24 protein-coding genes are annotated in these 24,536 nt (G+C 71.9%); 13 read left to right on the forward strand and 11 right to left on the reverse strand.

Going from position 1 to position 24,536, the window contains the following annotated elements; genetic code table 11:
* Positions 1-209 precede the first annotated feature (209 nt).
* A complete protein-coding gene (locus ACFW5B_RS21005) occupies positions 210-1,418 on the forward strand; it encodes a 4-hydroxybenzoate 3-monooxygenase (RefSeq protein ID WP_386441515.1) in 1,209 nt (402 codons plus the stop codon).
* 170 nt (positions 1,419-1,588) lie between these two features.
* Positions 1,589-1,666 (forward strand): 50S ribosomal protein bL37, encoded by a 78-nt coding sequence (locus ACFW5B_RS21010; protein WP_370454205.1) that lies wholly within the window; start codon positions 1,589-1,591, stop codon positions 1,664-1,666.
* A gap of 96 nt (positions 1,667-1,762) precedes the next feature.
* On the opposite strand, the gene ACFW5B_RS21015 is transcribed toward ACFW5B_RS21010, so the two are convergent.
* Positions 1,763-2,995 carry a serine hydrolase domain-containing protein gene (locus tag ACFW5B_RS21015; RefSeq protein ID WP_386441518.1) on the reverse strand — a complete coding sequence of 411 codons (1,233 nt, stop codon included), beginning with the start codon at positions 2,993-2,995 and terminating at the stop codon, positions 1,763-1,765.
* 180 nt (positions 2,996-3,175) lie between these two features.
* Between ACFW5B_RS21015 and ACFW5B_RS21020 the strand changes: the two genes are divergently transcribed.
* Together ACFW5B_RS21020 and ACFW5B_RS21025 are read left to right on the forward strand one after the other, a co-directional pair.
* Positions 3,176-4,003: a hypothetical protein gene (locus tag ACFW5B_RS21020; RefSeq protein ID WP_386441521.1), complete on the forward strand. Its 828-nt coding sequence runs from the start codon at positions 3,176-3,178 to the stop codon at positions 4,001-4,003.
* Between the two features lie 43 nt (positions 4,004-4,046).
* A complete protein-coding gene (locus ACFW5B_RS21025; RefSeq protein WP_386441524.1) occupies positions 4,047-4,370 on the forward strand; it encodes a putative quinol monooxygenase in 324 nt (107 codons plus the stop codon).
* 90 nt (positions 4,371-4,460) lie between these two features.
* Here ACFW5B_RS21025 and ACFW5B_RS21030 read toward each other — a convergent pair whose 3' ends face one another.
* Positions 4,461-5,777: a phosphoribosyltransferase family protein gene (locus ACFW5B_RS21030; protein ID WP_386441526.1), complete on the reverse strand. Its 1,317-nt coding sequence runs from the start codon at positions 5,775-5,777 to the stop codon at positions 4,461-4,463.
* A 145-nt stretch (positions 5,778-5,922) separates the two neighbouring features.
* Between ACFW5B_RS21030 and ACFW5B_RS21035 the strand changes: the two genes are divergently transcribed.
* On the forward strand, positions 5,923-6,747 hold the full coding sequence (locus ACFW5B_RS21035; protein ID WP_386441529.1) for an HAD-IIA family hydrolase: 825 nt from the start codon (positions 5,923-5,925) through the stop codon (positions 6,745-6,747).
* Between the two features lie 27 nt (positions 6,748-6,774).
* Here ACFW5B_RS21035 and ACFW5B_RS21040 read toward each other — a convergent pair whose 3' ends face one another.
* A complete protein-coding gene (locus ACFW5B_RS21040; RefSeq protein WP_386441531.1) occupies positions 6,775-7,356 on the reverse strand; it encodes a dihydrofolate reductase family protein in 582 nt (193 codons plus the stop codon).
* 121 nt (positions 7,357-7,477) lie between these two features.
* Positions 7,478-8,200, reverse strand: coding sequence for a histone deacetylase (locus ACFW5B_RS21045; protein ID WP_386441534.1), 723 nt, complete (start codon positions 8,198-8,200; stop codon positions 7,478-7,480).
* A 235-nt stretch (positions 8,201-8,435) separates the two neighbouring features.
* On the opposite strand from ACFW5B_RS21045, the gene ACFW5B_RS21050 reads away from it, so the two are divergent.
* Positions 8,436-9,527, forward strand: a complete 1,092-nt coding sequence (locus ACFW5B_RS21050) for a hypothetical protein (protein ID WP_386441537.1) — start codon at positions 8,436-8,438, stop codon at positions 9,525-9,527.
* Positions 9,528-9,637: 110 nt separating this feature from the next.
* On the opposite strand, the gene ACFW5B_RS21055 is transcribed toward ACFW5B_RS21050, so the two are convergent.
* Positions 9,638-10,225, reverse strand: coding sequence for a nucleoside deaminase (locus tag ACFW5B_RS21055; protein WP_386441540.1), 588 nt, complete (start codon positions 10,223-10,225; stop codon positions 9,638-9,640).
* A gap of 76 nt (positions 10,226-10,301) precedes the next feature.
* On the opposite strand from ACFW5B_RS21055, the gene ACFW5B_RS21060 reads away from it, so the two are divergent.
* The 5 genes from ACFW5B_RS21060 (at position 10,302) to ACFW5B_RS21080 (ending at position 15,976) form a co-directional block, all read left to right on the forward strand.
* A complete protein-coding gene (locus ACFW5B_RS21060) occupies positions 10,302-11,288 on the forward strand; it encodes an antibiotic biosynthesis monooxygenase (protein WP_386441542.1) in 987 nt (328 codons plus the stop codon).
* Between the two features lie 10 nt (positions 11,289-11,298).
* Positions 11,299-12,696 carry an FAD-binding oxidoreductase gene (locus ACFW5B_RS21065; RefSeq protein WP_386441545.1) on the forward strand — a complete coding sequence of 466 codons (1,398 nt, stop codon included), beginning with the start codon at positions 11,299-11,301 and terminating at the stop codon, positions 12,694-12,696.
* 76 nt (positions 12,697-12,772) lie between these two features.
* Positions 12,773-14,320: an ATP-dependent DNA ligase gene (locus ACFW5B_RS21070; RefSeq protein WP_386441548.1), complete on the forward strand. Its 1,548-nt coding sequence runs from the start codon at positions 12,773-12,775 to the stop codon at positions 14,318-14,320.
* A 4-nt stretch (positions 14,321-14,324) separates the two neighbouring features.
* Entirely contained in the window at positions 14,325-14,798 is a 474-nt protein-coding gene (locus ACFW5B_RS21075) for an NUDIX domain-containing protein (protein WP_386441551.1), read from the forward strand.
* 164 nt (positions 14,799-14,962) lie between these two features.
* The gene (locus ACFW5B_RS21080) at positions 14,963-15,976 is read left to right on the forward strand and encodes a winged helix-turn-helix domain-containing protein (protein ID WP_386441554.1); all 1,014 of its coding nucleotides are present in this window, start codon (positions 14,963-14,965) and stop codon (positions 15,974-15,976) included.
* 31 nt (positions 15,977-16,007) lie between these two features.
* Here the strand turns inward: ACFW5B_RS21080 and ACFW5B_RS21085 are convergent, their stop codons facing one another.
* Positions 16,008-16,484, reverse strand: coding sequence for a MerR family transcriptional regulator (locus ACFW5B_RS21085; RefSeq protein WP_386441557.1), 477 nt, complete (start codon positions 16,482-16,484; stop codon positions 16,008-16,010).
* A 23-nt stretch (positions 16,485-16,507) separates the two neighbouring features.
* On the opposite strand from ACFW5B_RS21085, the gene ACFW5B_RS21090 reads away from it, so the two are divergent.
* Together ACFW5B_RS21090 and ACFW5B_RS21095 are read left to right on the forward strand one after the other, a co-directional pair.
* Positions 16,508-17,956, forward strand: coding sequence for a DHA2 family efflux MFS transporter permease subunit (locus ACFW5B_RS21090; RefSeq protein WP_386441560.1), 1,449 nt, complete (start codon positions 16,508-16,510; stop codon positions 17,954-17,956).
* Positions 17,957-18,018: 62 nt separating this feature from the next.
* Positions 18,019-18,555, forward strand: coding sequence for a hypothetical protein (locus ACFW5B_RS21095; protein ID WP_386441563.1), 537 nt, complete (start codon positions 18,019-18,021; stop codon positions 18,553-18,555).
* 17 nt (positions 18,556-18,572) lie between these two features.
* Here ACFW5B_RS21095 and ACFW5B_RS21100 read toward each other — a convergent pair whose 3' ends face one another.
* From ACFW5B_RS21100 to ACFW5B_RS21120, 5 genes are all read right to left on the reverse strand, one after another.
* Positions 18,573-20,048, reverse strand: a complete 1,476-nt coding sequence (locus ACFW5B_RS21100; RefSeq protein WP_386441566.1) for a membrane-associated oxidoreductase — start codon at positions 20,046-20,048, stop codon at positions 18,573-18,575.
* Between the two features lie 94 nt (positions 20,049-20,142).
* Positions 20,143-21,135, reverse strand: a complete 993-nt coding sequence (locus ACFW5B_RS21105; protein WP_386441569.1) for a zinc-dependent alcohol dehydrogenase family protein — start codon at positions 21,133-21,135, stop codon at positions 20,143-20,145.
* Complete coding sequence (locus ACFW5B_RS21110) at positions 21,132-22,007, reverse strand: carbohydrate ABC transporter permease (RefSeq protein WP_386441572.1); 876 nt, start codon at positions 22,005-22,007, stop codon at positions 21,132-21,134. Before ACFW5B_RS21110 ends, ACFW5B_RS21105 begins: the two co-directional genes overlap by 4 nt.
* Complete coding sequence (locus ACFW5B_RS21115) at positions 22,004-22,996, reverse strand: carbohydrate ABC transporter permease (protein ID WP_386441575.1); 993 nt, start codon at positions 22,994-22,996, stop codon at positions 22,004-22,006. Before ACFW5B_RS21115 ends, ACFW5B_RS21110 begins: the two co-directional genes overlap by 4 nt.
* Positions 22,977-24,356, reverse strand: a complete 1,380-nt coding sequence (locus ACFW5B_RS21120) for an ABC transporter substrate-binding protein (RefSeq protein WP_386441578.1) — start codon at positions 24,354-24,356, stop codon at positions 22,977-22,979. The genes ACFW5B_RS21115 and ACFW5B_RS21120 overlap by 20 nt, the downstream gene beginning before the upstream one ends.
* Between the last annotated feature and the right edge of the window lie 180 nt (positions 24,357-24,536).

Raw genomic sequence — 24,536 nt, forward strand, 5'->3', positions numbered from 1 at the left:
GTCGTGGGCCGCTTCTGTGGTGTAGATCTGACTGGCCCGGCCCCGCAGACCGGGCGGGGGGCCCGGCCCCCTGGGGGGGGCGCCGCACCGCTCGCCGCTGCCACCACCCTGCTCATGAACCGCCGGCGCCGGGCCGCCGCACCTCCCCTCCGGGGCAACCGCCATACTGCGTGCGATCTTTCTTGGCACCCCGAAGGGAACCCCGCGACGTGTCCTCCACCGCCCCTGTCACCGTCACGCGTACCCGCGTCGCGATCGTCGGAGCCGGTCCCGCCGGGCTCACCGTGGCGAATCTGCTGCGCTCCGCCGGCGTCGACTGTGTGCTGCTGGAAGCGGAGAGCAGGGAGTTCATCGAGCAGCGGCCGCGCGCCGGGTTCCTGGAGGAGTGGGTGGTGCGCGCACTGGACCGGCGCGGGCTGGCCGGCCGGCTTCTCGAACGGGCCGCAACCCAGGGCGAGTTCGAGTTCCGCTTCGACGGAGAGCGGCACACGATCCGGACCGCGGAACTGTCGGGGCGCCGTCACTACGTCTATCCGCAGCCGCTGTTGGTCACCGATCTGCTGGCGTCGTACGTGGACCGGGCGGGCGGCGAGGTCCGCTTCGGGGTGTGTGACGTGGCGCTGCACGACATCGACGGTGCCCGTCCGGCGGTGTCGTACACCGACCCGGTGAGCGGTGCCCGGCACCGGATCGAATGCGACTTCATCGCGGGCTGCGACGGCGCCCGCGGGGTGACCCGGGCGGCCGTCCCCGACGGGCGGGCGGTCCTCACCCGTCATGACCACGGCGTCGCCTGGCTCGCCCTGCTCGCCGAGGCGCCGCCCTCCTCGGACGGTGTGGTCTTCGGCATCCATGAGCGCGGCTTCGGCGCCCATATGGCCCGCAGCCCCGAGGTCACCCGCTATTACCTCCAGGTCGCGCCCGGTGAGGACGCCGCGAACTGGTCGCACACCCGGGTGTGGGACGAGCTGCGCCACCGGCTCGCCGCCGACGGCGCCCCGTCGCTGACCGAAGGGCCACTGATCGAGAAGGTGGTCCTGGACATGCACAACTACGTGGTGGAGCCAATGGTGTTCGGCCGGCTCCACCTGGCGGGCGACTCGGCGCATCTGGTCGCGCCGATCGCCGCGAAGGGCATGAACCTCGCGATCAACGACGCGCTGCTGCTCGGCGATGCGCTGATCGCGCACTACCGGGGCGACGACAGCGGCCTCGCCGGGTACTCGGAGGCGTGTCTGCGGCGGGTCTGGCAGTACCTGGAGTTCTCGGAGTGGCTGTCGTACGTGCTGCACGGCGCCTCGTCCGGCGACCGCTTCCAGGCCGGCGCGGCCCGCGCCCGGCTGCGGCGGCTGCTGGGCTCCGAGTCCGCGGCGAAGGCGTTCGCCGGGCTGTACATGGGTGAGGAGGCCGATCTGTGACGCCGGCGCGGACCGGGCGGGAGGGACCTCCGTGGGGTGATTCACAGAACGGTGTGGGGTGCGATCCCGCGGTCCTGGGTACGCGGCCTCGTGATCGCCGGGCGAGATACCGTTGAGAAGTGGTAGAAATTCGGCGAAAAGCATCGCTGAGTCACTGAGGAAGGAGACGTATGTCATCCAAGCGCCGTCGTAAGAAGAAGGCCCGCCGCAAGAACGGTGCCAACCACGGCAAGCGGCCTCAGTCCTGAGCGAAGGGCTGTGACCGGACCTCGCCGATGAGGTCTCTGTGGGCTCCCCGCATCCGCACTCCAGCGGACGCGCGGAGCCCACAGCGGTATGCAGGGCTACGCCTTGGTCAGGGCCTCCGCTATGCGCTGGGAGACCTGAGCCTGGGTGGCGTCGCGCCGGGTCGCGTGGAACGAGAAGACCGCGCGGCGCTGTTGGTCACGGGTCGCGAACATGGCGGAGGCGTAGCCGTACCGTTCGCCGGTCTTGCCCCACAGGGTGATGCCGTTCACCGTGACGGTCTGGAGGCCCGCGGCATAGCGCGCCGGGCTGCCGTCCACCATGCGCACCTCGTCCGGCGGCAGGGTGAACATCAGCGCCAACTCGCGCGACGGCAGGAGTTCGCCCGAGAAAAGGGCGGTGAGGAAGTGGTCCAGATCGCCGGTGTGGGAGACCATCTCGCCCTCGCCCCAGGCGGCCGACTGGTTGAACTCGGTGATGTCCAGCAGGGACCCGTCCGTCATCCTCATATAGCCGTGTACATGGGGACCGTGGAGCCGTGGGTCGTTGCCGGGCACGCTCGTCCGCCGCAGGCCCAGCGGACGCAGAATGCGGCGGGCGATGACCTCGCCGTAGCGGCCCCCCGTCAGCCGCTCGATCAGCAGCGCCAGCAGCACGTAATTGATGCCCCGGTACTCCTGCTTGGTGCCGGGGATGAACTTCATGCGGCCGTGTGACACCAGCGCCACGAGCTGCTCGGGCGTCCACCGGTCGTAGCGGTGCCGGGCGATGGCCTCCGGGGAGGAGGGGTCGTAGGGCGGGTCCTGCTCGTCGGGGAGTCCGCTGGTGTGGTTCAGCAGCTGCGTCACCGTGATCGGCGGGAACCTGGCCGGCAGCAGACCGGGCAGCAGGCGCTGGACCGGCGTCTCCGGGGACAACCGGCGCTCGGCGGTGAGCTGGAGCACCACCGTCGCCACGAACACCTTGGTGATGCTGCCGATCCGGAAGGTGTCCCGCTCATGGACCGCGCGGCCGGTGGACCGGTCGGCGACGCCCGCGGTGCCGTACCACCGCCCCGCCGAACCGCTCACCCGCAGCTGGGCGGCCGTCAGCTGCGGATGCTCCAGATCGGACAGGGCGGCCCGCAGCGCGGGCACATTCAGCGGCGGGACGGGGACGGGAGCGGGCGGCATCGGACGGGCCGGACCGCCTCCCGACGACGAGGCGGACGAGGGGGCCGGGGCGGGGGCTCGACGGGACGCGGCGCGGACCGGTCCCGTCGTCGCGGCGACCACCGCTCCGGACAGGGCGGCCCCCACAACTGCCCTGCGCGACAAGGGAGAAAGGCTCATGTCGAACAGCTTTCCGAACGCGGGCCGCGACGGCGTCAGGGATCTCCCCGAACCGCCCCTGAAGTACCCCTGAGCCGCCCCGGAGACGCGCCCGCGGTACGCGGCGGCGCCCGAGTAGAGCGAGTCCGGGCGGCGGTTTAGCGTGGAAGGGAGTTTCGCCTCCCAGGAGGGGCTGTTGCCATGTCGCACGGCCGGACGGATACCGCCGCCGGTGACCGGCTGTCGCATTTCCTGGACAGCCCCGTCATCGGTATGTCGCCGTGGATCGCGATGTCGGTCCTCGTCGGGCCGGGCCGCTTCGAGCTGGCGGTGGGAATAGCGCTGGCCCTCGCCGTGGCGCTCGTCATCATCGGCCGTATTCGCCGACCCGGATCCTCCTTCAAAATCCTTGAGGTCGCCGATGTGGTGTTCTTCGCGGCGATGGCGATCATCGGCATCTTCGCCTCCGCCGGCACCCACCGCTGGCTGGAGGATTACTCGGGTGAGGTCGCGAACATCGCGCTGATGACGATCGCCCTCGGGTCCATGGCCTGCCGGGTGCCGTTCACCCTGCAGTACGCCCGGGAGCAGGTGCCCCGCGAGATGTGGAGCGATCCCAGATTTCTGCGGACGAATTACTACATCACGGCCGCCTGGGGCGCGGCATTCGCGGTGGCGGCGATTGCGGGCGCCTTCGGCGACCTCGTCCTGCACAATTCCAATAACGTGTGGACGGGCTGGATCATCCAAATCGCGGCCATCATCGCGGCCTTGCAGTTCACCCAGTGGTACCCGGACGTCGTACGGGCGCGCGCCCTGCGCGAAAAGAATCTGCCCGGCCCGCCCGAACCCCCGCTGAGCAGCCTGCTCATCCCGCTGGCGGGCTATCTGGCCCCGGTGGGCATCGTGGTGCTCGCCGTCGGCGCCGGGCCGGTGTGGCTGGGCGTGGGGCTGATCGTGCTCGGGGCGCTGCTCGTCAAATCCCTGAGCCGCGCCAAAGAGGAGGCCGAGCCACGCGTATCGGGCTGAGGGGGTTCACTCCGTCCGGCATCCGGTGATCTAGACTCGGCGGATGATCTTTATCGTCGTCAAGTTTCCCGTGCAGCCCGAGTACGCCGAGGAGTGGCCGCAGCACGTGGCCGCCTTCACCGACGCCACCCGCGCCGAGCCCGGCAATCTGTGGTTCGAATGGTCCCGCAGCATCGAGGACCCGAACACCTATGTCCTGGTCGAGGCATTCAAGGACGACGCCGCCGAAGCGCATGTCAATTCCGACCACTTCCGTGCCGGCATCGAGCGGATGCGCCCGCTGCTGCGTCACACCCCCGACATCGTGAGCACCACCATCGAGGGCGCGGACGGCTGGAGCAAGATGGGCGAGATCACCATCGATTGAAACTGCCGGCTGAATGGCCGACTGAAACCGCCGACGGAATGCCGTTGGCGGAAAGGGACTTGGCGGAAAGGGAAAGCGCGCCGGCGCCCGCTACGCCTGCTTCACCAAATGGCCGACAAACCAGTCCCGCGCGAGGTCGGCGACCTGCCGCAGGGCGCCGTGCTCCTCGAAGAGATGGGTGGCGCCGGGAACGATGTCCAGGCGGGTCTCGCAGCGCAGCGCCGCCTCGGCCTCCCGGTTGAGGTCGATGACCAGGGTGTCGTTGCCGCCCACGATGAGCAGCGTCGGCGCCCGTACGGCGTGCAGCAGCGGTTCGGCGAGGTCGGGACGGCCGCCCCGCGAGACGACGGCTCCGACATCCGCACCGGGTGCCGCGGCGGCCCGTAGCGCCGCCGCGGCGCCGGTGCTCGCGCCGAAGTAGCCGATCGGTACGGCGGTGCGCTCGCGCAGCCAGCCGGTGGCGTCCCGCAGCCGCTCGGCGAGGGTGGCGATGTCGAAGACGTTCGACCGGTGGGCTTCCTCGGCCGGAGTGAGCAGGTCGAAGAGCAGGGTGCCCAGGCCCGCCTCGTTGAGGGCCGCGGCGACCAGCCGGTTACGGGGGCTGTGGCGGCTGCTGCCCGAGCCGTGCGCGAACATCACCACCGCCCCGGCGCCCGCCGGCACGCTGAGGTCCCCGGTCAGCCGCACCCCGGCGGCGTCGATCGCCACCTCCTCCTCGATGTCCCGGTCCGCCGCGGCCGCCGGGTCCGGCGCGGATGCTTCCGGCTCGGGACCGTCCGCCGCCTGCGCCAGCAGCGAGACCACCTCGTCATCGGGCGTCTGGGAGAAGTCCTGGTACCACTCGCCGACGGCGGAGAAGGCGAACGGGGTGGAGAGACAGACGAATTCATCGGTCGCGGCGCGCAGCCGCTCGGCCGCGTCCGGAGGCGCCACCGGGACGGCTAGCACCACCCGGGCCGCGCCCTGGGCCCGTACCACCTGGCAGGCGGCCGCCGCGGTGGCGCCGGTCGCGATCCCGTCGTCCACCACGATCGCCGTCCGGCCCTCCAGGGAGAGCCGTGGCCGCCCGGCGCGGAAGCGCTCCGCCTGACGGGCGAGTTCCGCCGCCTCGGCATGCTCCACGGAGGCCAGATCCGCCTGTTCGAGCCGGCCCCGGCGGACGATGTCGTCGCTGATCACCCGCACCCCGCCCTCGCCGATGGCGCCGAATCCCAGCTCGCGCTGGTACGGGACACCCAGTTTGCGGACCACGATCACATCGAGCGGCGCCTTGAGCGCCCGCGCCACCTGGAAGGCCACCGGGACCCCGCCACGGGGCAGGCCCAGCACGACGGGGTCCTCCTTTTCCAGGTGCCGTAGCGATTCGGCGAGGCGGTGCCCCGCGTCCGCGCGGTCAGTGAACAGCACGGTGTGCACCCCCTAGCCAGGGGAGACGGAAGCTGCGTTCACACCTCACTTCCGGAATAACCCCATCCACCGTGGGTCCGCAAGTCGTGCCGCCGACGGGCCCGTCGTCCGCCCGGCCACGGCCGCCCGTGGTTACCGTCGGCGTATGAAAGGAATCGGAGCGGTTCTGATCGATATCGACGGTGTGCTCACCGTGTCCTGGAAGGCGCTGCCCGGCACGGTCGCGGCCATGGAGCGGCTGCGCGCGGCCGGAATCCCGCTGCTGCTGGTCACCAACACCACCTCGCGGACCCGCGAGGTGGTCGCCGAGCGGCTGGCCCGGGAGGGATTCCCGGTCGGCGTCGACGACATCCTGACCGCACCCGCCGCCACCGCCGCCTACCTGCGCGCACACCATCCGGACGCGCGCTGTCTGCTGATCAACAGCGGCGAGGTCCGGGCGGATCTGGCGGGTGTGGAGCTCGTCGACGAGGGAGCCGGCACGGCGGGCCCGGAGGCCCCGGACGTGGTGGTCTTCGGCGGCGCGGGCGCGGAATTCGGCTATACGGCCCTGAACACCGCCTTCCGCCACCTTCAGCGCGGTGCCCGGCTGATCGCCATGCACCGCAATCTGTACTGGCGCACGGCGGACGGGCTCGCCCTCGACACCGGGGCCTTTCTGCCGGGCCTGGAACGCGCCGCCGGGGTCGAGGCCGTCGTGACCGGCAAACCGGCCGCGGCGTTCTTCGCCACCGCTCTGGAGCACCTCGGCGCCGCGGCGTCGGAGACCCTGATGGTGGGCGACGACATCGAGTCCGATGTGCTGGCGGCCCAGCGCTGCGGGCTCACCGGTGTGCTCGTCAAGACCGGCAAGTATCTGCCGGAGACCCATCGCGCGGCCTCGGGCACCCCGGACCGGGTGCTCGACTCCTTCGCCGGCCTCCCCGACCTGCTCGGACTGCCCGGTCCGCGGCAGCGGCCCGCCCGCTGACCCGGGGTGCGGCCCCGGGCCGGGCGATCACCCCGCGGCGGCGGCCCCGGCGCACCGGTAGTGGAGCAGGACGACGCCGTTGCCGAACGTCCGGGTCCCGGCCAGTTCCAGCCCGGTCCGGGTGTCCGCGTCCCGGAACAGGGGGGTGCCGCGGCCGATGAGGACGGGGTGGACGTAGAGCCGGTACTCGTCGATCAGGTCGTGCTGCCGGAAGGACGCGGCGAGGTCGGCGCCGCCGAGTGTCAGATCGCCGCCCGGCTGCGCCTTGAGCGCCATGATCTCCTCGGGCACGACGTCCCGCATGAGGGTGGTGTTGTAGCCGCCGGCGTCCGCCAGGGTCCGGGAGAACACGTACTTGGGCATGTCCCGCCAGATCCCGGCGAATTCCACCATCGGGGGCGTACTCGCGGGGTCGGTGTCGGCGGTCGGCCAGAATCCGGCCATCAGCTCATGGGTGACCCGTCCGCAGAGGAAGCCGCCCATCGTCCGGAGCTGCTCGTTGACGTACCGGTGCAGCTCGTCGTCGACCAGATGCCAGCCGATGTCGCGGTCCGGGCCCTCGATGAAGCCGTCAAGGGACACCGAAAGAGACACGACGATCTTTCTCATCACGGTCCTCACCGAAGTCAGGGCACCGGGCCGGCCCCGGCCGGAGGGCTCAAGTGTGCCCCGGTGGGCGCGGCGGCGGCCGGTACGCGCGCGTACGGCGTGCCGGGCGACCGGCCGCCGGTCAGGGCGGGGCGCTGAGCAGCGCCGCGATCCCGCTCGCCGTCCAGTGGCCGTCGGCTCCCGGGCAGCCCGCCAGATACGCGCCGGCCTGCTGGACGCTCCAGCCGTGGGAGGCGACGATGCCGGCCACGATATGGCGCAGATAGGCCGCGGACGGCGGGTTCCCGGCGACGTCCTCGCTGCGCCACGGGGCGGTGAAGGTCAGCACCGGGTAGCCGTCGAGCAGTCCGGCGCACACCAGCGTCTCGTACCGTCCGGGGCCGAGCCGGGACCGGCCGCGGGTGACGGCCTCCGTCGGATCGAGGTCCGCGCCGGGCTCCCGGTACATCTCCTGAGCGGCGATATCGGAGAACTGGGAGAGCGTCAGGAGGTAGGCGCGGGCGGGGAGTTCTGCGGGTTCGTGCGGTTGCCTGCCCGGGTGGTCCGCCGGTTTCGCGTCGGGGTCGTAGAAGGCCCTGCCGCCCGTCCACACGTCTGATTCGGTGGCGAAGTAGAGCAGCCCCGGCAGCATGACCGGGGCCGTCCGCGCGGGGCCGCTGGGGTCCCGGCAGCCCGGGTAGCTGCGCAGCCCGCCGGGCGGCCGGCCGCCGGCCAGGTAGGCGGTCAGCCGGTCGAGATGCATGTTGGAGCCGTACGCGGCGTACCACAGCCGGTGGACCGGGGTGCGGCGCCGCACGGCGGCCGGGGAGGCGTCCAGGGCTTCGAGGCGTCGGGGCCTGATCACGCCTTCACGCTACGCGGACCGGCCCGCCGCCGCGGCGCGTGACAGGGCGGCCGGAGGGTGCCGCACGGTCGACCGGGGCGCGGGCGGGCGAAGCGGGAGCAAGGTGGCTTGATCGTGACCACCGCGGGTTTTGCCGCGAAGGCGCTGGAGATGCGCACTGCACGGACCGGAGTGGACCGGTCCGCTCGACAACCGCCGTCCGGTCAACGGCCGGACGCCGGGGAACGGAGGCAGTGTGGCGCACGAAACGGCAGGGCGGAACGACGCGGAGACACGCGGGACCGAGGCGGCGGGACGCCGTCCCGCGACGCCTGTCACAGCGCGGAACGCGAGCCGGCGCCAGCTGCTCGCGGCCACGACGGCGGCCGGGCTCGGACTGCTCACGGCCTGCGGGGGCACGTCCTCGGGGGCCGGCTCCGCGTCCCGGGCCTCCCCGCCGGGCGAGCCGGGGTCCTCCGCTTCGGCCGGCAGCGGCAGCCCGGGCCCGTCCGCCTCCGCGTCCTCGGACCGCCCGGAGAAGCGCCGTCGCCGTCCCGAACTCCCGCGTGGTGGGCGGGAGTTGTTCCCGCGGTACCGGCTGGTCGGGTTCTGCGGTCTGCCCGGTGCCGCGGCGCTCGGCCGGCTCGGGACCGGTGACCCCGCGCGGCGGGCGGCCGAGGCGGAGAAGGTGGCGCACTCCTACGCCGCGGGGCGGGAGCCGCTGCCGGTGCTCGAACTCCTGGCGACGGTCGCCAATTCCAGCGCGGGCGCGGACGGCATGTACCGGTCGCGGACGCCCGCTTCCACCATCCGCCGCTTCCACCGGGTGGCGCGCGACCGCCGCGCGCTGTTGCTGCTGAACATCCAGCCGGGCCGTGCCGACGTGCTCGGCGAGGTCAAGGCGCTGCACGACTGGCTCGTCCACCCGGACGTGGGGATCGCCCTCGACCCGGAGTGGGAGATGGACCCCGGCCAGGTGCCGGGCGACACCTACGGGCACACCGACGGCCGGGAGCTGACCGAGGTCGCCCGCTATCTGTCCGGGCTGGTCGAGAAGCACGATCTGCCGCAGAAGCCGCTGGTCTTCCATCAGGTCGCCACGTCGGTGGTGGGCCGGGAGTCGGCGCTGCGCCCCCAGCCCGGGGTGGCGCTGATCAAGAGCGCCGACGGCATAGGCTCGCCCGGCCTCAAGCGTGGGACCTGGCACAAGCTGGTCGACGGGCTGTCCGAGGGTCTGCACACCGGCTTCAAGCTCTTCTACGAGGAGGACGCCGAGGGCAGCCGCCTCATGACGCCGAAGGAGGTGCTGGCGCTGCGGCCGCAGCCGGAGTACGTGATGTACGAGTGAGCCGCCCGGAACGCTCGGTTCCGGACGGCTCGGGTGGCGGGCGGGGCAACGGGCCCGCCTCCGACGGTCATCGGTCCGCCGACAGGTGTGCGGCGGTCGGTGGCCCACCGTCAGTACGCGTGCCTGTCGGACCGGTTGGTCCATGCCGCATACGCGTTGGCGCCCAGCTCGGGGTGGATCTGCTCGATCTTGATGCGTCGCTGGTCGAGCGGGCGCTGGAAGTCCTCGTACTGGAAGGAGTCGTCGAAGCCGATCCGCGCGGTGTCGTCCAGGTCGCAGCTGTAGTACACCGCGTCGATCCGTGACCAGTAGATGGCGCTCATGCACATCGGGCAGGGGGCGCCGCTGATGTAGATCGAGCAGCCCTGGAGCATCCGGGCGCGTTCCGGCAGCGGGTCCGGTGACCCTTCGGGCCGGGCGACATACGCCAGGGTGCTCTCGTTCTGATGCTCCACGGCGATCGACGGAGCCTCGGGGTTGAGGATCTGGATGGCTTTCCGGATCGTCTCCACCTCGGCGTGCGCGGTGGGATCGCCGGTCAGCAGAACGCGGTTCTGGCCGCGGGCGACGATGTCCCCGTTGCGCGAGATCACCGCGCCGAAGGGACCGCCCCAGCCGTTCTCCACGGACTCCGTGGCCAGTCGTACGGCTTCTGCGAGGAGTTCTTTGTCTTCCATCACGGACTCTCCGATCGGCATGGATTCCTCTGCGGAACGGAATGGAAATAGATGCCCAATTTGCCCCAGAATTCCCTTATGTACTAGGCTACTCGATGTGAGTGCCCGTGCAAGCCGTGACTCCATGGCCCTCAACGCCACCGTCGTGACCTCGCAGAAGGTGCGCGAAGGCCGGGCCGACGAGTATCAGCACTGGCAGGAACGAATGAACCGGGCGGCCCGCGAATTCGAAGGTTTCGTGGGCGCCGAGGTGTTTCCGCCCGGCGCCGGCGAAGCGAATGAATGGGTCGCCGTATTCCGCTTTTCCGCGATGGACTATTTGACCGCATGGCTGGATTCGGCCGTCCGTCAGGAGTTGCTGGACGCGGCACGCGACCTCTTCGACGGGCCTGTGACGCAGGAGGTGCTCCAGGGCGGCAGTCCCGCTCAGCAGGCCCCGGAGGTCGTCACGGCCGTGATCTCGCACGAGGTGAAGCCGGGCTGTGAAGAGGGATTTCTCAACTGGCAGCAGAAGACGCTCAAGGAGCAGGAGAAGGCACCGGGCTTCATGGGGTCCGAACTCTTCGAGCCGGTGGCGGGCGTGCAGTCGAACTGGGTCGTCGTCTTCCGGTTCGCGTCACGGGAGTACCTGGACGACTGGCTCGGATCCGACGTCCGCAAGAAGCTGCTGGAGGAGGGGAGCAACTACTTCACCTCCTACGACGTGCGCAAGGTCGGCTCGTCGTTCAGCGGCTGGTTCCAGTTCGACCACGGTGAGGAGCGGACCGCGCCGCCCAACTGGAAACAGGCCATGGCCGTTCTGCTGGCGCTCTATCCGACGGTGATGGTGCTCAACCTGACCGTGGGGTACGGCCTGGAGAAGATCGAAATCCGGGAGTACATCGGCCTGTTCCTCTCCAACGTACTGAGCGTCAGCGCACTGACCTGGCTGCTGATGCCGACGGTGAACCGGCTGCTCGCCTTCTGGCTGGTGCCGGCCCGCGCCCGCACCCGCCGGGTGCAGATCCTGGGAACCGCGGTGGTGGTGTTCTGCTACGCGGTGTTCATCGGCGTCTTCGGCCTGATCACCGGCCAGATCTGGTGAGGAGAGCACGATGCGCCCACATGCACCGGCAGTTGCGGCGGACATCGAGGGCACGCTGATCCGGCGGGGCGACCCCGGCTACGAGGACGCCCGGACCGGCCAGGTGTGGAACGAGGTCACGCCCCGGCGCTTCCCCGCATTCCTCGTCCGGGCCGCCACCGAAGCGGATGTGGTGCACGCCGTCACCTGGGCCCGCGACCGGGGCCTGCGGGTCTCGATCCGCTCCGGCGGCCACAACTGGTCCGGCTCACCGCTGCGCGACGGCGGCCTGTTGCTGGACCTCTCCGGGCTCCGGCAGTGCGGTATCGCGCCCGCGCAGGGCACCGGCCCGCCGGCCGCCATGGTCGGCCCCGCCGTCACCGGCCAGGACCTGGTCGCCGCCCTCACCCCGCAGGACCTGGCGTTCCCCGTCGGCCACTGCCCCACGGTGGCGGTCGGCGGCTTCCTGCTCAGCGGCGGCCTCGGCTGGAACTCCCGCGCCTGGGGGGCGTCCTGCGCCGACGTACGGGAGATCCGGGCCGTCACCGCCGACGGGCGGACGGTCACCTGCAGCGACACCGAACACCCGGACCTCTTCTGGGCCGCCCGGGGCGCCGGACCGGGTTTCTGCGCCGCCGTCACCGGCTTCCGCCTCGCCCTGCACCCCCACCCCGCCTCGATCCTGACGACCGGCCTCACCTTCCCGCTGGCCGATGCCGCCCGGGTGACGGAATGGGCCGAGCCGATCGCGCGCCGCCTCCCGCCGTACGTCGAGACGGCCTTCGTCCTCGCGGCCTTGGGCCCGCCGACGGCCAGTGCCCCGCCGGGGCCCCGGATCACGGTCTCCGCCACCGCGTTCGCCGCGTCGGACCGGGAGGCCCGGCGGGCGCTGGAGCCGTTCGCCGACTGCCCGTTCGGGGAGTGCGCCGTCACCCGGCGGCTGCCCGCCCCGGTGTCCTTCGCCGGACTGCACGAGGGCGCCGCGGCGATCTGGCCGCCCGCCCACCGCTACGCGGCGGACACCCTGTGGTCCCCGGAGAGCCACACCTCCCAGCTGACCCGGATCGCCGACGCGGTCGCCCGCGCCCCCTCCGGGAAGTCCCTGGTGCTCTCGCCCGTGCAGCCGGTCTCCCAGGACCCCGCGCTGCTGCGGAACATGGCCTTCGCCCCGCTCGGCGCGTCCTACCTCGTGTGTTACGCGGTCTGGGACGACCCGGCCGACGACCAGGACAACGCGCGCTGGCTGCGGGACGCGGTCGCCGCCGTGGACCCGCGGGGCGACGGCGCCCACTACATCGCGGAAACGGACCTGGAGACCGATCCCGCACGGGCCCGGCGCTCCTACACCCCCGCCACCTGGGACCGGCTCCAGGAGATCAAGACGCAGTGGGACCCGGAAAACCTCTTCCACTCCTACCTCGCACCATGACGGGGCCACCCCGGACGCGGTGCGGCGGCGGCCGCCCGGGGGAGCGGGAACGGTGGCGCGGGGGCACCATGGCCCTATGCTGCTGGCGCATCTCGCACAGGTGTCGGCGGAGGTCGCCGCGACACCGGCCCGTTCGCGGAAGACCGCGCTGCTGGCCGGGCTGTTCCGGGCCGCGGCTCCCGAGGACGTCCCGGTGGTCATCCCGTATCTCGCCGGACGGCTGCCCCAGGGGCGGATCGGCATCGGCTGGAGCGTGCTGCGGGAGCCGGTGCCGCCGGCCGAGAGCGCCACGCTGACCGTACGCGACGTGGACACCGCGCTGACCGCCCTGGCAGGCGTCTCCGGGGCCGGGGCGCAGGCGGAGCGGCTCCGGCTCGTCCGGGAGCTGCTGGCCGCGGCGACGGCGGAGGAGCAGCGGTTCCTGACCGGTCTGCTCACCGGCGAGGTGCGGCAGGGCGCGCTGGACGCCGTCGCGGCCGAAGGGCTCGCCGCCGCGACGGGGGTGCCCGCGGCGGACGTCCGGCGGGCCGTGATGCTGGCCGGATCGCTGCCGGACGTGGCACGGGCGCTGCTGGCCGAGGGGCCGCCGGCGCTCGCGGACTTCCGGCTCACCGTCGGCCGGCCCGTGGGGCCGATGCTGGCGCACAGCGCCAAGTCGGTGGCCGAGGCGGTCGACAGGCTCGGCGCCTGTGCCGTGGAGGAGAAGCTCGACGGCATCCGCGTCCAGGTGCACCGCGACGGTCCGGACGTCCGCATCCACACCCGCACCCTGGACGAGGTCACCGACCGGCTCCCCGAGGTCACCGCGGTGGCCCGGGACCTGCCGGCCGGCCGCTTCATCCTCGACGGCGAGGTCATCGCCCTGGACGGCGCGGGACGGCCGGTGCCGTTCCAGCGGGTCGCGGGACGGTTCGGCTCCCGGGTGGACGTCTCCGCCGCACGGGCCGCCCTGCCGCTGTCCCCGGTTTTCTTCGACCTGCTCTCGGTCGACGGCCGTGACCTGCTGGAACTCCCCGGTGAGCAGCGGCATGCGGAACTGGCCCGGCTGGTCCCCGAGCCGTTGCGGGTGCGCCGCCAGGTGGTCGGCGATCCGGCCGACGCCGCCGCCCGCGCGGCCGCGGAGGAGTTCTGGGCCGAGACCCTGCGCCGCGGCCATGAAGGCGTCGTGGTCAAGGCCCTGGACGCGCCCTACAGCGCGGGCCGCCGGGGCGCAGCCTGGCTGAAGGTCAAGCCCGTGCACACCCTGGACCTGGTGGTGCTGGCCGCGGAGTGGGGGCACGGCCGGCGCACCGGCAAGCTGTCCAACCTCCACCTCGGCGCGCGGGCGCCGGACGGCGGCTTCGTCATGCTGGGCAAGACCTTCAAGGGGCTCACCGACGCCACCCTCGGCTGGCAGACCGAGCGCCTCGGGGAACTCGCGGTCGCGGACAACGGCCATGTCGTGACGGTGCGTCCGGAACTCGTCGTCGAGATCGCCTACGACGGGCTGCAGACCTCCTCGCGCTACCCGGCGGGGGTGACGCTGCGCTTCGCGCGGGTCGTCCGCTACCGGGAGGACAAGACGGCGGCCGAGGCGGACACCGTCGAGACGGTGCTCACCGCGCACGACGGCGGGACGGCGTAGCCCCGTGGCCGGGAAGCGCAGCGCCGGACTGCTGCTGTACCGGGGCCCGGCGGACGCGGTCGAGGTGCTGCTGGCGCACATGGGCGGGCCGTTGTGGGCGCGGCGGGACACGGCGGCGTGGTCCGTTCCCAAGGGCGAGTACGTACCGCCGGAGGAGCCGTGGGACGCGGCCCGGCGGGAGTTCGCCGAGGAGCTGGGCCTGCCGCCGCCCGAGGGGCGCCCGTTCCCGCTGGGCGAGGCCCGCCAGGCGGGCGGCAAGGTGGTGACGGTCTGGGCCGTCGAGAGCGATCTCGACCCGGAGCGGGTGGTGCCCGGCACCTTCGAGATGGAATGGCCGCGCGGGTCCGGGGTGTTCGCCACCTTCCCGGAGATCGACCGGGTGGCCTGGTTCCGCCCGCACGAGGCGCGGGAACGTCTGGTGGCCGGTCAGCGGGTCTTCCTGGAACGGCTGGCGGAACGGCTCGCGACCGGGGCCTGACCGCCGGCGCCGCGCTCCCCGGCTTCACCACCCGCGCAGCCACCACGCCACCACTCGCCCTGGACACCCCCGTTCGGCACCGGCAGTCTGGCGGCGGGGCCGTCCGACCCGGCCCCGGAACGGGGGCCCTGGCGACGGGGTCATGAGCATGCCGCGGGGGCCGCATGTTGCGCATTCACTTCGAGGACCGGGATGTCGCGCGGGTGCGGATAGCCGCCGAACCCGACCCCCTGTGGGAGACGGTGCTCGCCATGCACCATGTCGCGGCGGCCGGGCGCGGGGTGCCGGTCTACGGCGCCTGGTGCGCCCGCGCCCGCCGCGAACTGGACACCCGGGGCCTGACCCGCGCCGCCCGGCTGATCAGCGCACTGGCGCCGGCCGATGCCCGCTACTTCCCGGACTTCCTCACCCCCGACGCGGCCCGCGACGGGCTGGCCGCCGGGCTGGCGGCGCTGCGGGACACCTCCCCGGTCCGGCTGACCGCGGAATCAGCGCGCGCCGCGCTGCCGGACCGGCTCCCGCGCTGGAGCGCCGCGCTGGCCGCCGGAAGCCGCGAACCGCTCGACGAACTGGCCCGGGCCGTCCAGGAGGTGCACCGCGCGGTGATCGCCCCCGACTGGACCCAGGCGTCGGCCACCGTCGACTCCGACCGCGGGACCCGCGCCCGCATCCTCTGCCGCAGCGGCGTCGACGCCCTGCTGAACAGTCTCCGCCCGGCGCTCCGTTGGGAGCCACCGGTGCTGTACGTCGACTACCCCCAGGACCGCGATCTGCGGCTCGGCGGCCGGGGCCTGCGGCTGATCCCCTCCCACTTCTGCTGGCGCAGACCCATCGCCCTCGCCGACCCCGCCCTGCCGCCGGTCCTGGTCTACCCCGTGGACCACTCCACCTCCTGGGCCCCGGCCACCACCCGCGGCTGCCACCCCCAGGCCCTCTCCACCCTCCTCGGCCGCACCCGGGCCCGCATCCTCGCCGCCCTCGACGTCCCGGCGACCACCGGCGAACTGGCCCGCCGCTTACGGGTCTCCGCCCCCTCGGCCAGCGAACACGTCACCGCCCTGCGCGAGGCCAACCTCGCCCACAGCCACCGCAACGGCGGCTCGGTCCTCCACGCCCTCACACCGCTGGGCGCGGCCCTGCTGCACGGGGAACTCGCCCCCGCGCGGTTGCCGAACTGAGTGCTGCTGCCGCCGGGGGGCGACCCGCTGCTCAACGGGGCCTGACGGGCGCCCAGAACCCTTCGGCGTCGCCCGTGGCCAGGCGGCCCCGGTAGACCTCGATCTTGCGGTCGATCATCTTCAGGTTCTCCTGGGTCTCCGCCAGCTTGGCGAGGACGTCCTCGCGGTGGGCTTCCATGAGGGCGAGCCGCTCCGCCTCGTTGCCCGGTCCGGCGGCGACGAGTTCGGCGTACTGGCGGATGCCCCTGATGGGCATGCCGGTGGCCCGCAGCTTGGTGCAGATGAAGATCCACTTGAGGTCGATTTCGCCGTACCGGCGGCGGCCACCGCTCGTACGGTCAACCGGACTGACGACCAGGCCGGCCCGCTCGTAGTAGCGGAGCGTGTGCACGCTCACCCCGGTACGGCGGGCCGCCTCGGCGATGGTCACGCCTTCCGCGGGCACCGCGGCAGGGCGCGCCGTCGGTTCGGCGGCACCGGATGCTGAGTGCTGCTTGATTTCGAGCACGCTCTAAATCCTAACGTCGGCACATGAGTTCACCAGTTCTCCACCCCACCGTGGCGGCCGGGCCGGGCCCGCGCCACAAGTCCCTGGTGCTCGCGATCTGCTGCGTGAGCATCGTCGTCGTGGTGATGGACATTTCCATCGTCAATGTTGCGCTTCCCACCATGGGCCGCGACCTGCACGCCTCCGAATCCGGCCTCCAGTGGACCGTCGACGCCTACACCCTGGTGCTGGCAGGATTCCTCGTCCTGGCCGGAGCCACCGCCGACCGGGTCGGGCGGCGGCGCGTCTTCCAGGCCGGTCTCGCCGCCTTCGGCCTCGGATCACTGCTGTGCGGACTGGCGCCGGGCATCGGCTGGCTGATCGCGGCGCGTGCGCTGCAAGCCGTCGGCGGGACCATGCTCAACCCCGTGGCCATGGCGATCGTCGCGAACACGTTCACCGGCGCCGCCGAACGGGCACGGGCCATCGGGGTCTTCGCCTCGATGTCCGGGCTGGCGCTGGCGCTGGGACCGATCGTCGGCGGCGGGCTGGTCGACGCCCTGGGCTGGCGGTCGGTCTTCTGGATCAACGTCCCGATCGTGACCGTGGCGATCGTGTGCGCCGCGCGGTTCGTACCCGAGTCCCGGGCCGAGCGGGCACGCCGGTTCGACCCGGTAGGGCAGGTGCTGATGGTCCTGGTCCTGGGCAGTGTCGTCTACGCGATCATCGAGTCCCGGTCGCTCGGCTGGACCTCGCCGGTCATCGTCGGGCTGCTCGCCGTCGCCGCTCTCGGTGTGGTGGGCCTCCTCGGCTACGAACCGCGCCGCGCCGACCCGCTCCTGGAACTGCGACTCTTCCGCAGTGTGCCGTTCAGTTCCGCGATCGTGATGGCACTGTTTGCCCTGTGCGGCTTCGGCGCCTTCCTGTTCGTGACCACCCAGTACCTCCAGGACGTACGCGGTCTGCCGCCGGTGGCGGCCGGGCTGTGCCTGCTCCCGGTCGGGCTGCCGGTCCTGGTGGTGGCGCCGCTCGCCGGGCGCATGGTCGGCGCGCGCGGCCCCCTGATACCCCTGGTGGTGGCAGGGAGCGCCCTGGCTCTCGGCGGCGGCCTGTCACTGGGGATCGGCCCGGGCACCCCTCTCCCTGCCGTACTGGCGGTCTACCTGCTGTTCGGCGTCTTCCTCGGCGCGGTCAACCCGCCGATCACCAACGCGGCGCTCTCCGGAATGCCCCGCTCCATGGCCGGCCTGGCCGGCTCCCTGGCCTCCACCGGGCGCCAGACCGGCACCACCCTGGGCGTCGCGATCTCCGGCACCATCATCGGCCCCCACCTCACCCACGGCGGAACGGCATTCACGCACGCGGCACATCACGTGTGGTGGATACTCCTCGCCCTCGGCACGGGCACCCTCGCCCTCGCCGCGATCAGCTCCAGCCCGTGGGCGCGCGCCACGGCCGAACGCGCGGGGGCGATGGTGAATCTTCCGGGGTGAGGGCGGAGTTGCGACGGACGTAACGTCACATCGGCTCCGTCATCGCGATATACCGTGTGCCCATGTCGGCCTTCATACAACAACTCCCCGCCCTGATAGGCGTGGTGATCGGCGCCCTCGGATCGTATCTTGCGGTCATGCGCGGCGATCAGGCCCGCTTCCGCCGCGAGCAGGCGGTCCGTTGGGAGGAACGGCGGCTGACGGTCTACGCCGACTACGCCAGGTCGCTGAAGAAGAGCGTGACCTTGACGTACCGGGTCGCGGCCCACCTCGGCAACGATCCCCATCCGCACCCCTTGTCCCCCGAGGAGGCGGCGCCTCAGCTGGCCGAAGCCACCGACGCCCGGGATCCGGCCGGGGAAGCGCTGTTGATGCTCGGCAGCCCGGAGGTGGTGGAGAAGGCCCGCGCATGGGTCGTCGCGGTGATGGACATGGAAGGCTTCCTGCGGGACCGGACCCACAGCCCGGAAACCTGGTCCGGTCTGCTCCAGCGCCAGCGCGCCGCCCGTGAGAGCTATTACGCGGCCGTCCGGCGGGACGTGGCGCTCCCGCCCGGCCACTCCGGGGAATGGCGGCTCGCGCCGATCCGGACTCCCTGAGTGGCCGGACCGCCTCGCTACTGACGGGCCAAGGAGCGCGTGATGCCCGTCGCGATGGTCGTGGCCAGCGTCCAGCCCGTGACGACCAGCAGGTACGAGAGCCACTGGTACCAGCCCCGCGGTGCGAAGGCCCCCTCCTGGCCGAAGCCGATGATCGGCATCAGCAGATCGAGGGTGTAGAAGAACGGGTTGAAGTCCGGGGCCTCGTCGGCCTTCAGCGGGCGCGGCGGGTGCAGGGCGAAGGCGAGGGCGCCGATGAGCAGCAGGGCCAGCAACCAGCCGGCGGCGCGCATCGGGCGGAAGCCGTAGCCGACGGTGGCGTCCTGGAGGTGACCCCAGACCTTGGCGTACCAGGGCAGGGTGCGGCGGTGACGGCGGAGCTTGGCCAACTGGACGGTGCGGGCGGCGGCTTCGTCCCCCGCCGAGCGGTAGGCGTCCGCGAGCTGCTCGTACGAGTACGACACGTAACCGGCGCGCTCGCGCTCCAGCACCGGGAGCCGTTCCTCGGCGGGAAGGTGCGGGAGCAGTGAGCCGTAGGTGAGCCGGTCGAGCTTGACCTCGTCCGGCCAGACCTCCGGCGGGACGTACAGGACGTCGAACTGGGCGCGGCGCAGATTGACCGTGCCCACCACGGGCTTCGCCTCGCGCAGCCACATCTCGCCCGCGACGCAGCTGCTGACGCGTAAGGCGACCCCGCCCGGGTTGGCGAGGGCGGCATAGGCGAGGTTGAGCTGGCCACCGATCCGGGCCCCACGCAGGTCGACCCGGCCGTGGGCACGCAGCCGCATCGCGTGCACATCGGTGCCGACGGCGAGGGTCTCGGCCTCCAGTGCGTGATCGCCGGGGGCGTTGAGCTGCGCGTCGTTGAGCGTGATCTGTCCGCCGACGGTGGCGCCGTTCAGCCGGATCCGGCCGTGGGTGACCAGGCCCGGTGCCCAGAGGTCGGTGCCGATGTCGGCGTGGTTCAGCTGGAGAACCGGCTCCTCCGGGCGCTCCGCGGCCTCCGGATCACCGAAGTGGGCCCCATTGGCGAAGACCGCCCCGGATATCTGCGCCCCGGCCAGCCGCACCGGGCCCTTGATACGGCAACAGGTCAGCCGCAGTACTCCGTCCACGTGAAGGTGTCCGGCCGTGAGCCCCGGCAGGACCGAGTCGTTCAGCGCCAGGATGCGCAGCGTGGCGCCGTACAGATCCGGCGTCTCCTCGAAGTAGCAGGACCGCAGTCTTACCGGCTGCTCCACCCTGCCGTACTTGAGGTTCAGCTCCCCGGTGATACGGGCACCCCACAGCTTCAGCCCCGCTATCTCACCGGCCCGTGACGGCCCGTTGAGCAGCATCTTCCGGAGCACCGCGGCACGCACGGTCCGCTCGGGGCCCCAGGCGCCGCCACCGCCGGGGTCGTCATCGGCGCCCTCCCGGAAGTCGATGCCCTCGCCGAGGGGGAACGCCTGCCAGACACGGCGCTCCGCTGGGGTCAGCTGGGTGATCTCCACCGGCCGGATGCTGTCGCCCGGGTGCACGAACTGTCAAGCAAGGGCTGTGCGGTGGGCCCCCGGGGCGGCCCCGAAGACCGCCCCGGGCCCCGCCTCAGGGCCGTACCAGAATTTTCCGCCCCTCTCCCGCCTGGAAGCGGCTCAGGGCCTTTGCGTAGCGGTCCAGGGGGAGGCGGTCGCTGATGAAGATGTCCGGGTCGAGGGTGCCTGCCGAGAAGAGAGCGGCGGCGCGTTCGTAGCTGTGGAGGACGGCCATGGAGCCGGTGATGGTGATCTCCTGGTTGTAGATGCGGTAGGGGTCGATGGTGGCGCGGGCGGCGTAGTCGGCGACGCCGAACTGGAGGTAGGTGCCGCCCTTGCCGACGCGTCCCAGGGCGTCCTGGATGGCGCGTTCGTTGCCGGTGGCGTCGATGACCACGTCCCAGCCCCGCGGGCGGTCCAGCTCGTCGGCGGAGCCGGCCGCGGCGTCGCAGCCCAGGGTACGGGCGGTGGCCAGCCGCTGCGGGTTGAGGTCGACGACGTCGACCCCGGCCGCGCCGGTGCGCTTGGCGAGTTCGAGCATCATCAGGCCCATGGTGCCCGAGCCGTAGATCAGGACCCGGGTGCCCAACTGCTGTGAGCGCAGGATGTCGTAGCCGCGTACGGCGCAGGAGAGCGGCTCGATCAGCGCCGCGTCCTCGGTGCTGATGTGATCGGGCAGCTTGACGCAGTTCCCGACGGGGGCGACGGCGAACTCCGCGGCGCCGCCCGCCGTGGTCACCCCGATGGCGGCCCAGCGCTCACAGAGGTTGTTGCGGCCGATGCGGCAGTAGTGGCATTCGTAGCAGTAGAGCGAGGGGTCGACGGCCACCCGGTCGCCCTCGGCCAGCTCGGTGACGGCGCTGCCGGTCGCCACGACCGTACCGGCGAACTCATGGCCCGGCACGACCGGCAGGGTGGGCGCGAACTCGCCCTGGAGGATGTGCAGATCGGTGCCGCACAGCCCGCAGGCGGCGACCGAGACCACCACCTCGCGGGGGCCGGGAGCCGGGTCCTCGACGGTGGTGACCTCGACCGTGCCGGGGGCGCTGATCACTGCGGCTTTCATTTCACGGCTCCAAGCGACAGGCCCTGGACGAGTTTGTCCTGGGCGGCGAACCCGGCGACGATCACCGGGAGGGAGATGACGGTGGCGGCGGCGCACACCTTGGCCAGGAACAGGCCCTGGCTGGTCACGAGTCCGGTCAGGAACACCGGCGCGGTGCCGGCCACGATGCCGGTCAGGACCCGGGCGAACAGCAGCTCGTTCCAGCTGAAGATGAAGGAGATCAGGGCCGTCGCCGCGATGCCGGGCATGGCGACCGGTGCCACGATCCGGGTGAGGGTGCAGGTCAGCCCCGCCCCGTCGATCGAGGCGGCCTCCAGCATCTCCACCGGGACCTCGGCGAGGAACGAGCGCATCATCCACACCGCGATCGGCAGATTCATCGAGGTGTAGAGGAGGACCAGCAGCCAGATGCTGTCGAGCATCCCGGCGTTCTGCGCGACGAGATAGACCGGCAGCAGCCCGGCCACCAGCGGCAGCATCTTCGTCGAGAGGAAGAAGAAGAGGACGTCGCTCCATTTGCGCACCGGTTTGATGGCCAGCGCGTAGGCGGCGGGCACCGCCAGCAGCAGGACCAGCACGGTGGCGACGACGGACGCGGTCAGCGAGTTGACCAGCGGCGGCCAGGGGCTGACCCCGCTGCCCGCGCCGAAGAACTCGCGGTAGCCGTGCAGACTCAGCCCCGCGCCGACGCTCGGCGGATTGGTCGCCGCGTCCGTCTCGCTGTGGAAGGACGTCAGCACCATCCAGGCCACGGGCAGGAAGAAGCCGATTCCGCAGAGCCAGGCGGTCAGGCCCAGCAGGGTGCCGGTGTGGCGCCGGCGCCGGGCGGCGGGGGAGCCGGGGCGGCGCGGGGCCGGGAGAGCGCGGTTCATCGGGTGACCTCCTCGCGCAGCAGGGACGAGACGGTGCGCAGCGCGAAGGTCGCCACCAGCAGCGAACACAGCACGACGACGACGCCCTGCGCGGACGCCCGTCCGTAGTCATGGGCCTGATAGAAGGTCTGGTAGATGGTGTACGGAAGGTTGGCCGTGCCCAGACCGCCGGACGTGATGGTGAACACCGCGTCGAAGTTCTGCACGACGTACACCGTGCCCAGCAGCGCGGCCAGTTCGAGGTAGCGACGCAGATGCGGGAGGGTCAGATAGCGGAAGATGTCCCAGGCCGAGGCGCCGTCCATCCGGGCCGCCTCGACGGCGTCCGCCGCCCGGCTCTGCAGTCCGGCCAGCAGGATCAGCATCATGAACGGCGTCCACTGCCAGATCAGCGACACCTCCACCGCGGCCAGCGGCGAGTCGGTCATCCAGTCCGGCTGCGGCGGACTGTCGCTGCCGAACAGCCCCCATATCCAGGTCAGCGCGCCGTTGAGCAGCCCGTACGAGGCGTTGTACAGCGCGTGTTTCCACAACAGCGCGGAGGCGACGGGGACGACCAGGAACGGCGTGATGAGCAGGGTGCGGACGACGCCGCGCCCGCGGAAGCCGCGGTCCAGCAGCAGCGCAAGACCCAGCCCGAGCAGCAGGCTGACCAGCACCACCGTCACGGTCAGCAGCACCGTCGTGCCCACCGACGCCCGCATCGCAGGATCGGTGAAGACGGCCCGGTAGTTGTCGAGGGCGGCGAAGCCGCGGTTCTCGGGGGCCAGCGCGTTCCAGCGGGTGAAGGAGATCACCACGGTGGCCACGAACGGGAGCTGGGTGACGAGGACGAGGAAGACCAGCGCGGGGAGGAGCGGGGCGCGCCGGGCCCAGTCCTTCGCCCGCTCGGCGCGGCGGGCGCGGGCGCGGGCCGTGGCCGGGCCGTCGGCGCCGGTGACGGCCGTCGTCTTGGCCCCGGTTGCCGGCTCAGTGGTTCGTATAGGCATCGGACACCTCCCGCGCCGGTCGCCGGCTGTTCCTCAGGGCCTCGGACACGCTCTGCTTCCCGGCGATGGCCGAGCTGATCTCGTGGGACACCTTGGTGCCCAGGTCGGCGAACTCGGGGATGCCGACGAACTGGATGCCGGGGGCCGGCCGCCGCTGTACGCCGGGGTCGTCGGGCCGGGCCGAGCTGATCGCCCGTTCGGTCGGCCCGGCGAACGCACCGGACGCCTTGAGGTAGGCCGGATCGCGGTAGAGGGAGGCCCGCTTGCCGCCGGGCACGTTCGCCCAGCCCAGCTCGCGGCCCACCAGCCGCTCGTAACCCTTGCCCGAGGCCCAGCGGATGAACTTCCAGGCCGCGTCCTGGTGTGTGCTGGCCTTCTGCACGCCCCAGGCCCAGGTGAAGAGCCAGCCGGCATCCCGGGTGCGCTCCACCGGTGCCGGTGCGTAGCCGACCTTGCCCGCGACCTTGGAGCCGGTGCCCTCCAGCGAACCGGCGCCGGCCGTGGCGTCGTACCACATGGCGACCTTGCCCTGCTGCATGTCGTTGAGGCACTCGGTGTAGCCGGCCTGCGGGGCGCCCGCCTCACCGTGTTTGCGGACCAGGTCCACGTAGAACCGGGTGGCCCGGGTGAACTCCGGGCTGTCGACCCGCTGCTGCCAGTCCTTGGTGAACCAGGTCCCGCCGAAGGTGTTCACCACGGTCGTCAGCGGGGCCGCGAGCTGTCCCCAGCCCGGCTGGCCGCGCAGACAGATCCCCTTCATGTCCTTCCGGAAGCCGTCCAACTTTTCTGCCAGTGCGGCCACTTGGTGCCAGGTGGGACGGGCCGGCATGGTCAGCCCGGCCTCCTTGAGGAGGTCCTTGCGGTACATCAGGAACGAGGACTCGCCGTAGAACGGCTCCGCGTAGATCTTGCCGTCGGCGGCGGTGAGGGAGGAGCGGACGGGCGGAAGGATGTCGCCCTGGTCGAACGCACGGTCCTTGGCGGCCCGGGTGCCCAGTTCGGTCAGCCAGCCGTTGCGGGCGTAGATCGGCGTCTCGTAGTTGCTGACGCTCGCCACGTCGTACTGCCCGGCCTGGCTGGAGAAGTCCTGGCTCATCTTGTCGCGCAGATCGTCCTCCGGCAGCACGGTGAAGTTGACCTTGATGCCGGTCTCCTTGGTGAAGTGCTCGGCGGTGAGCCGCTGCAGATCCACCATCTGCGGGTTGTTGACCATCAGGACGTTGATGCTGTTGCGGCTCTCGTTGCCCGCGTCGCCGGCGCCGTGGTAGCAGCCGGTGGTGGACAGCGCCAGGGCCGCGGCGAGGGCGGTCAGCCCTAGGGGGCGGCCGCCGCGGCCTGGTCCGGGGGATCGTGCTCTCACGGCTCGTACCTTTCTGGGGACAAGTGGGGACGTGCATGTCCGGTCAAATGCCGCACAAGCGATTTTTGCGGGGCGTTCCGCGTCGATATGCGGGTACGCCCAGGGGCCGTCCGGCGGCCGGCGGTGCGGGCCCGGCGTTCGGCGGTCGGCGGTCGGTGTGGGGGATGTGGTGGGCGCGGT

The organism is Streptomyces sp. NPDC058773 (genome assembly GCF_042746015.1).
Lineage (GTDB): Bacteria > Actinomycetota > Actinomycetes > Streptomycetales > Streptomycetaceae > Streptomyces.